Here is a 13,266-nt window from a genome sequence, read left to right as displayed (position 1 = left end):
TTACTTTCCGCCCTTCTTCGACTTCGCCACGTCGGCCGGCTGCACGGCCAGCGTGATGTGGCTGGTGCGCTTGTTGATGCGGGTCGCGCGGCCCTGGGCCCGCGGACGCCAGCGCTTCATGGTCGGACCCTCGTCGACCTGGGCGACGGAGACGACCAGGTCGCCGCGGTCGAGACCCTCGGTGGTCTCGGCGTTGGCGATGGCGCTCTCCAGCACCTTGTAGACGGTCTCCGAAGCGGCCTGCGGCGCGAACTGCAGCAGCGACAGGGCGTCGTCGACGGGCAGGCCGCGGACCAGGTCGACGACCCGGCGCGCCTTCATCGGGGTGATCCGCGTGAAGCGGGCGCTGGCGAACGCGCCCGGCTGGTCGCCGAGCAGCGACTCGCGGCGCGCGCTGACGCGCTGGCGGTCGGTGGTGCTCATCGGCGCCGCCCCTTCCGGTCTTCCTTGACGTGCCCGCGGTAAGTGCGGGTGGGAGCGAACTCCCCGAGCTTGTGACCGACCATCGCGTCGGTCACGAAGACCGGGACGTGCTTGCGGCCGTCGTGCACGGCGATCGTGTGGCCGATCATGTCCGGCACGATCATCGACCGGCGCGACCAGGTCTTGATGACGTTGTGCGTGCCCTTCTCGTTCTCGGCGTCCACCTTCTTCTGCAGGTGGTCGTCGACGAAGGGGCCCTTCTTCAGGCTGCGAGGCATGTCAGCTACTTCCTACCCTTGCCGGACTTGCGACGGCGGATGATCTGGGAGTCGGAGGCCTTGCGCTTGCGCGTGCGGCCCTCGGGCTTGCCCCACGGCGAGACCGGGTGGCGACCACCGGAGGTCTTGCCCTCACCACCGCCGTGCGGGTGGTCGACCGGGTTCATGACGACACCGCGGACGGTCGGGCGCCTGCCCTTCCACCGCATCCGGCCGGCCTTGCCCCAGTTGATGTTCGACTGCTCGGCGTTGCCGACCTCGCCGACGGTGGCGCGGCAGCGGACGTCGACGAAGCGCATCTCGCCCGAGGGCATGCGCAGCGTGGCGCGGCTGCCCTCGCGGGCGACCAGCTGGGCGCTGTTGCCGGCGGAGCGGGCGATCTTCGCGCCGCCACCCGGACGCAGCTCCACGCAGTGGATGGTGGTGCCGACCGGGATGTTGCGCAGCGGCAGGTTGTTGCCCGGCTTGATGTCGGCGTTCGGGCCCGACTCGACCCGGGTGCCCTGCGTCAGGTCCTTCGGCGCGATGATGTAGCGCTTCTCGCCGTCGGCGTAGTGCAGGAGCGCGATGCGCGCGGTGCGGTTCGGGTCGTACTCGATGTGCGCGACCTTGGCCGGCACGCCGTCCTTGTCGTAGCGGCGGAAGTCGATGATCCGGTACGCCCGCTTGTGGCCGCCGCCCTGGTGCCGGGTGGTGATCCGGCCCTGGTTGTTGCGGCCGCCCTTCTTGGGCAGCGGACGCGTCAGCGACTTCTCCGGGGTGGTCCGGGTGATCTCGACGAAGTCGGCGACCGACGAGCCGCGACGGCCCGGGGTAGTCGGCTTGTACTTGCGGATAGCCATGTCTCTTCAGTCCTCTAGTCCGCGCCGGTCAGGAGACCGGGCCTCCGAAGATGTCGATGCGGTCACCCTCCGCCAGGCTGACGATGGCGCGCTTGGTGTCCTTGCGCTTGCCGATGCCGTAGCGGGTACGACGCGTCTTGCCGGGGCGGTTGATGGTGTTGACGGCCGTGACCTTGACGTTGAACACCTTCTCGACCGCGATCTTGATCTCGGTCTTGTTCGCGCCCGGGTGCACCAGGAAGGTGTACTTGTTCGCGTCGAGGAGGCCGTAGCTCTTCTCGGACACGACCGGCGCGAGCAGGATGTCGCGGTGGTCCTTGTGCAGCGTGCTCACTTGGCACCCTCCTCGGTGGCGGTGTTGGCGCCCACGAGGGCGTCGTACGCGCCCTGGGTGAACACGACGTCGTCGCAGGCCAGCACGTCGTAGGTGTTGAGCTGGTCGACCGCCACGATGTGCACCTCGGGGGCGTTGCGCAGCGACAGCCAGGTGACGGTGTCGGTCCGCTCGAGCACCACGAGGAAGTTGCCCCGCTCCGACACGGTCGCCAGGGCCGCCAGGGCCGCCTTGGTCGACGGGGTGTCGGCGCTGATGAGCGAGTCCACGACGTGGATGCGGTCGTTGCGCGCCCGGTCGGACAGGGCACTGCGCAGGGCGGCGGCCTTCATCTTCTTGGGGGTGCGCTGGTCGTACTTGCGCGGCTGCGGGCCGTGGACGATGCCACCGCCGACGAACTGCGGAGCGCGGGTCGAGCCCTGGCGGGCGCGGCCGGTGCCCTTCTGCTTGTACGGCTTGCGGCCGCCGCCGCGGACCTCGCCGCGGGTCTTGGTGGCGTGCGTGCCCTGGCGCGCGGCGGCCCGCTGGGCCACGACGACCTGGTGGATCAGGGGCACGTTGAGCTCGACGTCGAAGATCGCCGCGGGCAGGTCGACCTTGGCCTTCTTCGGCGCGGTGGTCTTCTTCGCGGTGGTCTTCTTCGCGGCCGGCTTCTCGGTGGCCGTCTTCTCGGTGGCCGTGTTGTCAGAGTTGGGCATGCTCAGGCCTCCTTGCCGGCGGTGAGGGAGTTCTTGGCGGCCGAGCGGAGAACCACGAGACCGCCCTTGGGGCCGGGGACGGCGCCCTTGAGGAGGATCAGGCCCCTCTCGGTGTCGACCGCGTGCACGGTGACGTTCTGGGTCGTGACGGTGTCGCTGCCCATCCGGCCGGCCATGCGGACGCCCTTGAACACGCGGCCCGGGGTGGCGCAGGCGCCGATCGAGCCCGGCTTGCGGTGGTTGCGGTGGGCACCGTGCGAGGCGGACACGCCGGCGAAGCCGTGACGCTTCATGGTGCCGGCGAAGCCCTTGCCCTTGCTGGTGCCGGTGACGTCGATGTCCTCGCCGGCGGCGAAGGTGTCGACGGGCAGCTCCTGGCCCACGACGTACTCGCTGGCCAGCGCGGTGCGGATCTCGACCACGTGGCGGCGCGGCGTGGTCCCCGCCTTGCCGAAGTGGCCGGCCTGCGGCTTGGTCACCTTGCGGCCGTCGATCTCGCCGAAGCCGACCTGGACGGCGTTGTAGCCGTCGGTCTCGGGCGTGCGGACCTGGGTCACGACGTTGGTGCCCGCGGCGATCACGGTCACGGGGACGACGCGGTTGTTCTCGTCCCAGACCTGGGTCATGCCGAGCTTGGCGCCCACCAGGCCCTTGACGTTGCGTTCGAAAGTCATCTCGTGAACCTCAGAGCTTGATCTCGATGTCGACGCCGGCGGGCAGGTCGAGGCGCATCAGCGAGTCGACGGTCTTCGGCGTGGGGTCGATGATGTCGATGAGGCGCTTGTGCGTGCGCATCTCGAAGTGCTCGCGGGAGTCCTTGTACTTGTGGGGCGAGCGGATGACGCAGTACACGTTCTTCTCGGTCGGCAGCGGCACCGGGCCGGCGACCTTGGCACCCGTGCGGGTGACCGTGTCCACGATCTTGCGCGCCGAGGTGTCGATCACCTCGTGGTCATAGGCCTTGAGCCTGATGCGGATCTTCTGTCCCGCCATAGGTCTCTCTCGTCCTCACTGGTTCGGTACCGCGTGCGTTGTCCGGGACGTCCTCCGGCTTGAGTCGGTCCCCGTCACTTCCGCCCCGCTCCCGGCTCCGACCCCCGCGGTCGGGCGTGTCGCGCTGGTGGGCACAACACGAGACCGCTGGGAATCTCGCCGGTGTCGGTGGCACCCGACTCGGTCGTTCACAGGTCGGGCGAATCGGGTCTCCAGGTTCGGTGCGGCCGCACGCCGGACCACTGAATCCATGCTGATGAGGCCATCAGGAGACGCGATTCAGGAGTCAAGATGTGGGTCGCACCCCGGCAACCCGCCGAAGCAACCGGACCATCTTGGCAGAGATCCGCGTACGGGCCAAATCCGGTCGACGTCCCTAGAACGCGTTCCAGAAATCGGGCTATCGTGCCCCATGATCATCGATCTGCCCGAGGACGTGGACCCCATCATGCACGTCTGGGGCGACCTGGTCCCGCACATCGGCGTCGCGGCGTCGAGGTTCTCGATGAGCGTCTACGAGCACACGACCCTCGGGCTGCGCGAGTTCGAGGCGGCCCGGCTGCGGATCGCGCAGATCAACGGCTGCCTGTTCTGCCAGGACTGGCGCGCCGAGCGCGACGGGGTGCGGGTCGAGGGCACCTTCGCCGACGCGGTGCTGGCCTGGCGCACGACGCGGGACTTCGACGACCGCACCCGGCTGGCCGCGGAGTACGCCGAGCGGTACGCGCTCGACCACCACGGCCTCGAGGACGGGTTCTGGACCCGGATGAAGGCCCACTACACCGACCGGGAGATCGTCGAGCTCTCCATGTGCCTGGGATCGTGGCTGGCCTTCGGCCGGCTGAACCGGGTGCTCGGGCTGGACACCGCGTGCGTGCTGCCGAGCCACCTGTCGCGGCACTGACCTCCCCGAGGGTCCTCTGACAGGATGATCCCCGTGCCGGGGGACCAGTCCTACCCACCGCCGGGCAGTACGCCGCCCGGCGGGCCGCCCCCGCCCGGGTGGACGCCGCCGCCCCCGCCGCCGCAGCAGGCCTGGGCACCGCCCCCGGGGATGCTGCCCCCGGGGATGCTGGGCGCCGCCCACAAGCCCGGCGCGATCGCGCTGCGACCGCTGAACCTCGGTGACATCTACGACGGCGCGTTCCGGATCATCCGGTTCAACCCGAAGGCCACCGTCGGCTCCGCGGTCCTGGTGGCCGCGGTCTCGATGGGCATCCCGGTCCTGCTGACCGCGCTGCTGACGCTGCTGGTCGATCTCTCGGCCGACGGCACCGGCGACCTGTCGGACGCCGAGACGGTCGCCGGCCTGGGCACCGCGGTGTCGCTGCTCTTCGGCGTCGTCCTGCAGGGTCTCGGCCTGATCCTGGTGACCGGGATGATCGCCCACGTCGTGTCCGCGGCGGCGATCGGCCGCCGGCTCTCGCTCGGCGAGGCCTGGGCCGCCACCCGCGGCTCCCGCTGGCGGCTGATCTGGCTGGCCGTGCTCCTGGGGCTGATGATCACCGCGATCGGCGCCCTCTACGCGCTGCTCTGGGTGGCCGTCGCGCTGGTGGCACCGACCGTGGTGGTCGTGCTGTTCGGGCTGATCACGGTGCCGGCGTTCCTCTGCCTCCTGGCGTGGTGGTGGATCCGCGTCTACTACCTGCCGGTCCCGGCGCTGATGCTCGAGCGGATCGGCGTGACCGCCGCGATCGGCCGCGGCTTCCGGCTCACCCGCCGGCAGTTCTGGCGCACCTTCGGCATCGCGCTGCTCACCGCGGTGGTGACCGGCGTCGCCGGCAGCGTGCTCGCGGCGCCGTTCTCGATCGCGAGCACCATCGTGCCGACGGCGATGGAGGGCAGCCGGTACGTCGCCCTGGTCACCGTCGTCCTGACCGCGCTCGGCACCGTGGTGCAGACGGCGTTCGTGACACCGTTCAGCGCGGCGGTCACGTCCCTGCAGTACCTGGACCAGCGGATGCGCAAGGAGGCGTACGACGTCGAGCTGATGGCCCGGGCCGGGATCACGCCCTCGTGATCTCGTCGCTCGACCCGGGCCCGGACGAGGCGCGTCGCCTCCTGCAGCGCGAGCTGGTGCGCCCGGAGTACCGCGACCGGAGCCTGGTCGAGGAGGTCTTCGACTGGGTCGACCGGCTCGTGAGCGGCGCCATCGACGCCGCCACCGGCGCTCCCCCGCTCTCGACGTTCCTCGCGATGGTCGCCTTCCTCCTGCTGGCCCTCGCGCTCGCGTGGCTGCTCTCGCGCGCCCGCGGCACCGCGCGTGCCTCCCGCGACCGGGCCGTGGTGGGGATCCACGAGGTGGTGACCGCGGCCGAGCTGCGCCGGCGTGCAGAGCGGGCGCTGGCGGAGGGGCGGCACGCCGAGGCCGTGGTCGAGGGCTTCCGGGCACTCGCCGTGCGCCAGGTCGAGCGCGGCCGGCTCGACGACCTGCCCGGGGCGACCGCGCACGAGGTCGCGGCGGCGCTCGGCGCGGCGTACCCCGAGGCCGCCGGGCGGGTGGACGCGACGGCGGTGCTCTTCGACGCGGTGCGGTACGGCGACCGGCCGGCCACCCGCGAGCAGGCGGTCGGCGTGCTGGAGCTCGATGACGCTCTGGGGGTCCGGGCGTGAGGCGGCACCGCACGACGATCCTCGTCGTGGCCGCCCTGCTGGTGGCCGTGGCGATCGCCGCGCTCACCGACAGCCGCGCCCGCCGGGCCGCGCCGCTCGATCCTGACAACCCGTCGCCGGACGGCGCCCAGGCGGTGGCCCGCGTGCTCGCCGACCAGGGCGTCGACGTGACCGTGGTGCGCAGCGCCGACGCGCTCGACGCCGCCTCCGTGGACGCCGGGACGACGGTGCTGGTGACCTCGACCGACCAGCTCGGACGAAGCACGGTCCGGCGGCTGCTCCAAAGCGCCGACGGCGCGACGCTGGTGCTGGCCGAGCCGGGCCCGGGCACGACCCGGGCGCTGGGCGTGCGCGCCGAGCCCGCCCGGGTCTCGCTGGAGGACCCCCGGGCGGCCGGCTGCTCGGCGTACGACGGGCTCGAGCTGGTCGCGGACGAGGGCCTGGAGTACCCGGTCGACGGCGCCTGCTTCGGCGGGCTCCTGGCCGAGCCGGAGCCCGGGCTGGTGTTGCTCGGCGCCGGTGACGCGCTCTCCAACGGCCAGGTGCTGCGCGCGGACAACGCCGCGGTCGCGCTGCGGCTGCTCGGCCAGGACGACCGGCTGGTCTGGTACGTCCCCGACCTCGCCGACCTGAGCGCCGGCGACGGCGTCAGCCTCGCGACCCTGCTGCCGGACTGGCTGCGGCCCGCGCTCTGGGTCGGGCTCCTCGCGGCGCTCGGGCTGCTGCTGTGGCGCGCCCGGCGGCTCGGGCCGCTCGCGACCGAGCCGCTGCCGGTCGTCGTCAAGGCCATCGAGACCACGCGCAGCCGCGGCCGGCTCTACCGCAAGGCCGGCGACCGGCCGCATGCGGCCGCGGCACTCCGTGCGGGCGCCCGGCGGCGGGCCGCGGAGCGGCTGGCGCTCGGACCGCACGCCGACCCGGCCACGCTGGTGCGCGACCTCGCCCGCCACACCGGCCGGCCGGTCGAGGAGGTCGAGCGGCTGCTCGGCCCCTCGGCCCCGCCACCGACCACCGACCACGACCTGATCGCCCTGGCCAACGCCCTGGCCAACGCCCTGGCCGAGCTCGACAGAGAGGTACGCCGACCATGACCGAGATCCCAGCCGGAGACGCGCGCGAGCGGCTGACCGCCGTACGCACCGAGGTCGCGAAGGCCGTCGTCGGCCAGGACGCCGCGGTGTCCGGGCTGCTGGTCGCCCTGCTCTGCGGCGGGCATGTGCTCATGGAGGGGGTGCCGGGTGTCGCGAAGACGCTGCTGGTGCGCACCCTCGCCGGGGCGCTGTCGGTGGACACCCGGCGGGTGCAGTTCACCCCCGACCTGATGCCCGGCGACATCACCGGGTCGATGGTGATCGACGGCAGCCGCGGCGAGCTGAGCTTCCGCGAGGGCCCGATCTTCACCAGCCTGCTGCTCGCCGACGAGATCAACCGGACGCCGCCCAAGACCCAGTCGGCGCTGCTGGAGGCGATGGAGGAGGGCCAGGTCTCGGTCGACGGCGTCTCCCGGCCGCTGCCCCGGCCGTTCCTGGTGGCGGCGACCCAGAACCCGGTGGAGTACGAGGGCACCTACCCGCTGCCCGAGGCGCAGCTCGACCGGTTCCTGCTCAAGGTGGTGCTGCCGGTGCCGGACCGCGCGGCCGAGCTGGAGATCCTGCGCCGGCACGCCGAGGGCTTCGACCCGCGCAACATCGCGGACGCCGGCGTGACGGCGGTGGCCGGGGCGGACGACATCGCCGCCGGGCGCGCGGCCGTCGGACGGGTGCAGGTCTCGCCCGAGGTCGCCGGCTACATCGTCGACATCGCCCGGGCGACCCGCGAGTCGCCGTCCCTCAGCCTCGGCGTCAGCCCGCGCGGCGCCACCGCGCTGCTGCGCTCGGCGCGGGCGTGGGCCTGGCTGACCGGCCGCGACTTCGTGACGCCGGACGACGTCAAGGCGCTCGCCCACGCGACGCTCGTGCACCGGCTCGGCCTGCGGCCCGAGGCCGAGCTCGAGGGCGTCGACGTCGCCCAGGTCCTCGCGTCCGCGCTCGGATCGGTGCCGGTGCCGCGCTGATGGAGGTCTGATGGCCATCACCGGCCGGGTCCCGCTGCTGCTCCTCCTGGGAGTGGCGCCGGTCGTGCTGCGCCCGTCGATGGGCACGGTGTGGCTGTGGGCGCTGGCCGTCGGCCTGCTGGTGGCGGCGGACGTGCTGCTCGCGCCGTCGCCGTCGGTGCTGGCGCTCTCCCGGCCGGACGTCGGCACGGTGCCGCTCGGGTACCCGACCGAGACCCGGCTCGTCGCGGTCAACCCCGGGCGGCGCCGGATGCGCGGAGTGCTGCGCGATGCCTGGCAGCCCACCGCCGGAGCCTCGGACAACCGGCACCCGCTCGCGCTCGGCCCGGGCGACCGGGCGGTGCTGCGGACGCCGCTGCTGCCCCGCCGCCGCGGCGACCTGCGCGCCCTCGGCGTGACGGTCCGGCTGCGCGGCCCGCTCGGCCTCGCGGCCCGGCAGCGCACCCTGCCGGTCGAGGGCGTGGTGCGGTCGCTGCCGCCGTTCGAGTCCCGCAAGCACCTGCCCAGCCGGCTGGCCCGGCTGCGCGAGCTCGACGGCCGGGCGGCGGTGCGCGTGCGCGGGCAGGGGACCGAGTTCGACTCGCTGCGCGAGTACGTCCGCGGCGACGACGTCCGCTCGATCGACTGGCGCGCGAGCGCGCGCAACCGGTCGGTCGTGGTGCGCACCTGGCAGCCCGAGCGCGACCGCCGCGTCGTGCTGGTGCTCGACACGTCGCGTACGTCGGCCGGGCGGGTCGGCGACGTACCCCGGCTCGACTCGGCGATGGACGCCGCCCTGCTGCTCGCGGCGCTGGCGGCGCGGGCCGGCGACCGGATCGACTTCCTCGCCGGCGACCGCCGGGTGCGCAGCCGGCTGCGGTCGGCGGGCGCGCGGGACGTGGCCGCGAGCCTCCAGGACGCGATGGCCGACCTCGACCCGGTCATCGCCGAGGCCGACTGGGGCCAGCTCGCCGGCGCGGTCACCGGGCTCGGCCGGCAGCGCGCGCTGGTCGTGCTGCTCACCCCGCTCGAGCCGGCCGCCGTGGAGGAGGGGCTGCTGCCGGTGCTGCCGACGCTGACCCGCCACCACCGGGTCGTGCTCGCCTCGGTCCGCGACCCCGCGCTCGAGGAGCTCGCCGCCGGCCACGACGACCTGGACGCGGTCTACGACGCGGCCGCCGCCGTACAGGCGATCGGGCGGCGCCGGCACACCGCCGGGATGCTGCGCGCGCTCGGGGTCGACGTGCTCGACGCGGACGCCGAGCGGCTGCCGCCGGCGCTGGCCGATCACTACCTCGCGCTCAAGGCGCGCGGGCTGCTCTGAGGTCGGGTCGTCCGCCTGAAGGCGGCGTATTGACCCGCGAGAGGCGGACGACCCGTCAGGAGAGGACCAGCTGCGCGACCAGCGCGTGATGGTCGCTGTTCAGCCCGGTCACGAGCCACTGGCCGGCGAAGCGGATCCGGCCGTCGGCGTACCCCTGCTTGTCGGCCCAGACGTAGTCGATCCAGCGGCCGTGCGGGGGGAAGGTCGGCGCGACGTCGATGCCGAGGGCCTGGTAGGACGAGACCGCGGTGCCGCGCAGGGCGTCGATCGGCCCCCCGTCTGGCCGGTTGCCCGCGTCGGCGCGGGCGTCGAAGTTGTAGTCCCCCGCGCCGACGACCCACCGCGTGTCGATGCCGTCCCAGAGTGAGGCGATCTTCCGCAGCTGGCTCCGGGCGCGGCCGGCGTTGACCGTGCCGGTCCAGCTGCCCGGACGGTCCAGATCCTCGATCGCCGGCGGCAGGTGCGTGTTGAGGACGGTGACGAGCCGGCCGCTCGCGCGGTGCTCGAGGGTGATGGTGGCGACCAGCCGGGTGCCGAACGGGTAGCGACCGACGTCGCGGCCGACGCCGGCGGCCACGACGTACTGCCGGGCGCGGACCAGCCGGAACTCGTCGCTGCGCCAGGAGAACGCGAGACCCGAGCGGCCGCCGCCGAAGTCGTAGGTCTGCGTGGTCCAGCCGGGCAGGCCGCGGAGCGCGGGCCCGAAGGACTGCGCCTCCTGCCAGCCCACGATGTCGATGGCCGGGCGGCCGGTCACCGCGAGCGCGTCCTGGCGGGCCTGGGCGACCGAGAGCTTGCGGTACATGTTGAGGCTGGCGACGCCGACCCGCACCGGCTTGAGCCGGACCGGCTTGATGCCGCGGGCCGCCGTACCTGCGGCGAGGCGGGCCGGCTGCTGCGTGCTCGGGATGGTCGGCGGGATGGTCGGCGGGCTGGGCATCGGGCTGGGCATCGGGCTGGTCGAGGCCGAAGCCGTGGCAACCTGGGCCGGCGGCTCCGGGTCCTGGTCCACGAACGGCGCCACCGCGAGCGCCGCGACCGTGACGATCAGCAGCAGCGGCGGCGGCCCCGCCCACCTGGAGGCAGGCCGGCCGTCCTCGCGGCGGCGTCCGAGACGGACCCGTCGGACCACGCGGCTTCCCCTCGGCTCGGTCGGCAGGTGGCTGTCACGCTAGCCCCGTCCGCACCTTGGGCCTCGCAGGTCACGCGGGTGTCGTGGGATTCGCCCGCGACGCCGCGACCGCGAGCCGGTCGACGAAGTCGTTCATCGCGTGGCCGGAGTGGCCCTTCACCCAGGCGAAGGCGACGTCGCCGCGCTCGGCGACGGTCATCACGAGCGGCTCCCAGAGGTCGCGGTTGGCGACCGGCTTCCGCGCCGCGGTGGTCCAGTCTCGGTCCAGCCAGCCGCGCCACCAGGCATCGCGGAAGCAGTGGACGACGTACGTCGAGTCGCTCACCACCAGCAGTGGGCCATCGAGCCGTCGGACCGCCTCGAGCGCGGCCCGGATCTCCATCCGCTGGTTGGTCGTGGCCGGCTCGTGACCGGCGTCGTGCACGCTCGTGTCGAGGGCCCAGGCCCAGCCGCCGGGACCGGGGTTGCCGCGGCACGCGCCGTCGGTGAACACCTCCCGGGCACCGGGTGGGACGGGCATCGGCGGACGCGGGGCTCGCTTGCGGGGCGGCACGGGAGCACCCTCGCACAGCGGCTCGGGCTACCTTGCAGGGCATGACCCCCCTCGACCTGCTCGGCACCTGGGACCTGGTGCGGGTGGTCGACGACCACCGGAACGGGGAGCGGCGGGACGTGCGCGGCACGGTGACGCTGACGCCGGAGCCGGACGGCCGGGTGCGCTGGGACGAGGAGGGGACGATGAGCTGGGACGGGCATGCCGTGCCGGTCTCGCGGACGCTGTACGCCGTACCGGCTCCGGACGGTTCGTGGGCGGTGGAGTTCTCCGACGGCCGGCCCTTCCACCGCTGGGCGGTCGGCGAGCGGGTCACCCACCCCTGCTCCCCCGACACCTACGTCGGGCTGGTCACCGCCGACGACCCAACCCCGGCCGATCCTGGGACCGTCGAGCGGAGGGTCGTCCAGCGGTGGACCGTCGAGTGGCGGGCGACCGGGCCGGAGAAGGACTACGTCATGCACACGATCCACTCCGGCCGCCGCCCGGCCACGCGCGACTCGGCGTGACTTGCCCAGCTCGGGGACGCGAGTCGGCGCAACTTGCCCGCCATCGAGATGGGCACGGCGCTGCCGGTGGCGTCCGAGCGAGCTCACCCGGTGCCGGATCAGTCCCGCGGGGCTCTCGGCAGTGGCTGCTGGGCCGCCTGCGGGGTCCCCGGTCAGCCCGTGACGGAATCCCCGGCTGACCGGGGATCCCTGACGTTGTCAGGCGTTGCAACCCCCGACAAGCGCAGGAAGAGGCTGACAAGCATGCGGGCGACCAACCCGGGCCGGAGCGGGCCGGAGCAGACGCCCCGGACCCCCAGCCGCCGGGCGGCCGCTCAGCCCTGGCGGGGCTGGTACCAGCGCACGTCGACCCGGGCCAGGTCGCTCACCGGCTGCTGCTCCCCGGTGAGTACGGCGTCGTACCGCCGGTCGCCTTGGAGGTAGCGGGCGAAGAACGCCCCGACGTACGTCGCCGCGACCCGCTGCTCGGGGCGGTAGCCGAGGGTCTCCTGCAGTCCCGACCCGTCGGCGGCGTAGCACCGGCCGGGCTGACCGTCGGGATGGGTGGCGTCGTCCGTGCCGCCGGGACGCCCGCTCTCGGCGGCCCAGCGCTCGTTGAGGTTGTTGTGGTTGGCACCGGCGACGGTGATCGCGATGTTGACGGGATTGTCGCCGCGACGGGCCAGCCGGTTGTAGGAGTCGTCGCCCGTGGCGTCGCAGCCGCCGATCCAGGTCATCACCGGCACCCTCGAGACCCGGAGGCGGCGCGCCCGGCGGTCCAGGAACGGCGGCTCCGCGGCCGCCATCCCGAACACGGCACGGAGGCGTACGCCGCGCGGCACCCGGTCGCGCTGGACATCGGCTGCGGCCCACATCACCCCGCGCCCACCGCGGGAGTGGCCGAGCAGGCCCACGTTGCGGAGGTCGACGGCGCCGCGGAAGTCCGGGTTCGCCGGTCGGCGGGTGCCCCGCTCGGTGAACGCGCCCGCCAGCGGACCGGCACCGGTCCTGACGAGTCGGCGCCACATCCGCAGGTGCTGGTAGACCACCTGGCCGCGGGCTCGATCGCCGACCTCGCCCATCTCCCCGGCGTTGACGCCGTTCATGCCGACCGAGACCACGACCATGCCCCGCGCGGCGAGGGTGCGGCCCAGGTAGTCGTAGCCGCGGTCGCTGCGGATGCTCGTCATCCGACCCCGGCACGGCCAGACCGGCGCCAGCTTGCCGGTGGCGTCGTTCGCGCAGGTCCAGAACAGACCGTGGGCGAGCACCGCCAGCGGCAGCCGTTGCCCCGCGGCACCGGCGGGCGCGTAGACCCGGCCGGTCAGCTCGAGGGGCGCGAGGCGCTCGGCCGGCATCCCGTTCGCCGTGATCGCGTTGAAGCCGGGGACCCGGAACGCCGCGTCGCCGAGGTCGTAGTCGTAGACCTGGACGCGCCGCTGCGCATCCCGCTGGGGAGCAGCGGCCGGAGCGGGGGCGGGGACGGTGGCCAGCGTGCCCAGGGCCAGCGCGAGGACGAGGAGGAGCCTTCTCATGTGCCGACCCTGTCGTGCCGA

At 73.6% G+C, this 13,266-nt stretch carries 17 protein-coding genes; 7 read left to right on the top strand and 10 right to left on the bottom strand.

Annotated features, from left to right (window positions below):
* From rplV to rpsJ, 7 genes are all read right to left on the bottom strand, one after another.
* Nucleotides 1-423, bottom strand: coding sequence for a 50S ribosomal protein L22 (gene rplV, locus ACYVKX_RS09845; RefSeq protein WP_460831415.1), 423 nt, complete (start codon nucleotides 421-423; stop codon nucleotides 1-3).
* The gene (rpsS, locus tag ACYVKX_RS09840) at nucleotides 420-701 is read right to left on the bottom strand and encodes a 30S ribosomal protein S19 (RefSeq protein WP_343909183.1); all 282 of its coding nucleotides are present in this window, start codon (nucleotides 699-701) and stop codon (nucleotides 420-422) included. The genes rplV and rpsS overlap by 4 nt, the downstream gene beginning before the upstream one ends.
* A gap of 5 nt (nucleotides 702-706) precedes the next feature.
* The gene (rplB, locus tag ACYVKX_RS09835; RefSeq protein WP_460831408.1) at nucleotides 707-1,543 is read right to left on the bottom strand and encodes a 50S ribosomal protein L2; all 837 of its coding nucleotides are present in this window, start codon (nucleotides 1,541-1,543) and stop codon (nucleotides 707-709) included.
* Nucleotides 1,544-1,571: 28 nt separating this feature from the next.
* Nucleotides 1,572-1,877 carry a 50S ribosomal protein L23 gene (gene rplW / locus ACYVKX_RS09830; protein WP_460831405.1) on the bottom strand — a complete coding sequence of 102 codons (306 nt, stop codon included), beginning with the start codon at nucleotides 1,875-1,877 and terminating at the stop codon, nucleotides 1,572-1,574.
* Nucleotides 1,874-2,467: a 50S ribosomal protein L4 gene (gene rplD / locus ACYVKX_RS09825; RefSeq protein WP_460831648.1), complete on the bottom strand. Its 594-nt coding sequence runs from the start codon at nucleotides 2,465-2,467 to the stop codon at nucleotides 1,874-1,876. Before rplD ends, rplW begins: the two co-directional genes overlap by 4 nt.
* A 110-nt stretch (nucleotides 2,468-2,577) precedes the next feature.
* Nucleotides 2,578-3,249, bottom strand: a complete 672-nt coding sequence (gene rplC, locus ACYVKX_RS09820; protein ID WP_460831403.1) for a 50S ribosomal protein L3 — start codon at nucleotides 3,247-3,249, stop codon at nucleotides 2,578-2,580.
* 10 nt (nucleotides 3,250-3,259) lie between these two features.
* Complete coding sequence (gene rpsJ, locus ACYVKX_RS09815) at nucleotides 3,260-3,568, bottom strand: 30S ribosomal protein S10 (protein ID WP_008360994.1); 309 nt, start codon at nucleotides 3,566-3,568, stop codon at nucleotides 3,260-3,262.
* Nucleotides 3,569-3,980: 412 nt separating this feature from the next.
* On the opposite strand from rpsJ, the gene ACYVKX_RS09810 reads away from it, so the two are divergent.
* Genes ACYVKX_RS09810 through ACYVKX_RS09785 form a run of 6 tightly spaced genes read left to right on the top strand, consistent with a single transcriptional unit; the run spans nucleotide 3,981 to nucleotide 9,537 of the window.
* Nucleotides 3,981-4,472: a carboxymuconolactone decarboxylase family protein gene (locus tag ACYVKX_RS09810; RefSeq protein WP_460831401.1), complete on the top strand. Its 492-nt coding sequence runs from the start codon at nucleotides 3,981-3,983 to the stop codon at nucleotides 4,470-4,472.
* A gap of 33 nt (nucleotides 4,473-4,505) precedes the next feature.
* Nucleotides 4,506-5,588 (top strand): hypothetical protein, encoded by a 1,083-nt coding sequence (locus ACYVKX_RS09805; RefSeq protein ID WP_460831398.1) that lies wholly within the window; start codon nucleotides 4,506-4,508, stop codon nucleotides 5,586-5,588.
* On the top strand, nucleotides 5,585-6,181 hold the full coding sequence (locus ACYVKX_RS09800) for a DUF4129 domain-containing protein (RefSeq protein ID WP_460831396.1): 597 nt from the start codon (nucleotides 5,585-5,587) through the stop codon (nucleotides 6,179-6,181). Before ACYVKX_RS09805 ends, ACYVKX_RS09800 begins: the two co-directional genes overlap by 4 nt.
* Complete coding sequence (locus tag ACYVKX_RS09795; protein WP_460831394.1) at nucleotides 6,178-7,272, top strand: DUF4350 domain-containing protein; 1,095 nt, start codon at nucleotides 6,178-6,180, stop codon at nucleotides 7,270-7,272. Before ACYVKX_RS09800 ends, ACYVKX_RS09795 begins: the two co-directional genes overlap by 4 nt.
* Nucleotides 7,269-8,234, top strand: coding sequence for an AAA family ATPase (locus ACYVKX_RS09790; protein ID WP_460831392.1), 966 nt, complete (start codon nucleotides 7,269-7,271; stop codon nucleotides 8,232-8,234). Before ACYVKX_RS09795 ends, ACYVKX_RS09790 begins: the two co-directional genes overlap by 4 nt.
* Before the next feature lie 10 nt (nucleotides 8,235-8,244).
* Nucleotides 8,245-9,537 (top strand): DUF58 domain-containing protein, encoded by a 1,293-nt coding sequence (locus tag ACYVKX_RS09785; protein ID WP_460831390.1) that lies wholly within the window; start codon nucleotides 8,245-8,247, stop codon nucleotides 9,535-9,537.
* Between the two features lie 55 nt (nucleotides 9,538-9,592).
* On the opposite strand, the gene ACYVKX_RS09780 is transcribed toward ACYVKX_RS09785, so the two are convergent.
* Together ACYVKX_RS09780 and ACYVKX_RS09775 are read right to left on the bottom strand one after the other, a co-directional pair.
* A complete protein-coding gene (locus ACYVKX_RS09780) occupies nucleotides 9,593-10,669 on the bottom strand; it encodes an exonuclease/endonuclease/phosphatase family protein (protein ID WP_460831388.1) in 1,077 nt (358 codons plus the stop codon).
* A 70-nt stretch (nucleotides 10,670-10,739) separates the two neighbouring features.
* Nucleotides 10,740-11,189, bottom strand: coding sequence for a ribonuclease H family protein (locus ACYVKX_RS09775; RefSeq protein WP_460831386.1), 450 nt, complete (start codon nucleotides 11,187-11,189; stop codon nucleotides 10,740-10,742).
* Between the two features lie 74 nt (nucleotides 11,190-11,263).
* On the opposite strand from ACYVKX_RS09775, the gene ACYVKX_RS09770 reads away from it, so the two are divergent.
* Entirely contained in the window at nucleotides 11,264-11,731 is a 468-nt protein-coding gene (locus tag ACYVKX_RS09770) for a DUF6314 family protein (RefSeq protein ID WP_460831383.1), read from the top strand.
* Nucleotides 11,732-12,045: 314 nt separating this feature from the next.
* On the opposite strand, the gene ACYVKX_RS09765 is transcribed toward ACYVKX_RS09770, so the two are convergent.
* Complete coding sequence (locus tag ACYVKX_RS09765) at nucleotides 12,046-13,245, bottom strand: alpha/beta hydrolase (RefSeq protein WP_460831378.1); 1,200 nt, start codon at nucleotides 13,243-13,245, stop codon at nucleotides 12,046-12,048.
* Nucleotides 13,246-13,266 lie beyond the last annotated feature (21 nt).

Source organism: Nocardioides hungaricus, from assembly GCF_054782915.1.
Note: the sequence above shows the minus strand (reverse complement) of the source record. Positions and strands in the feature narration are given on the sequence as shown.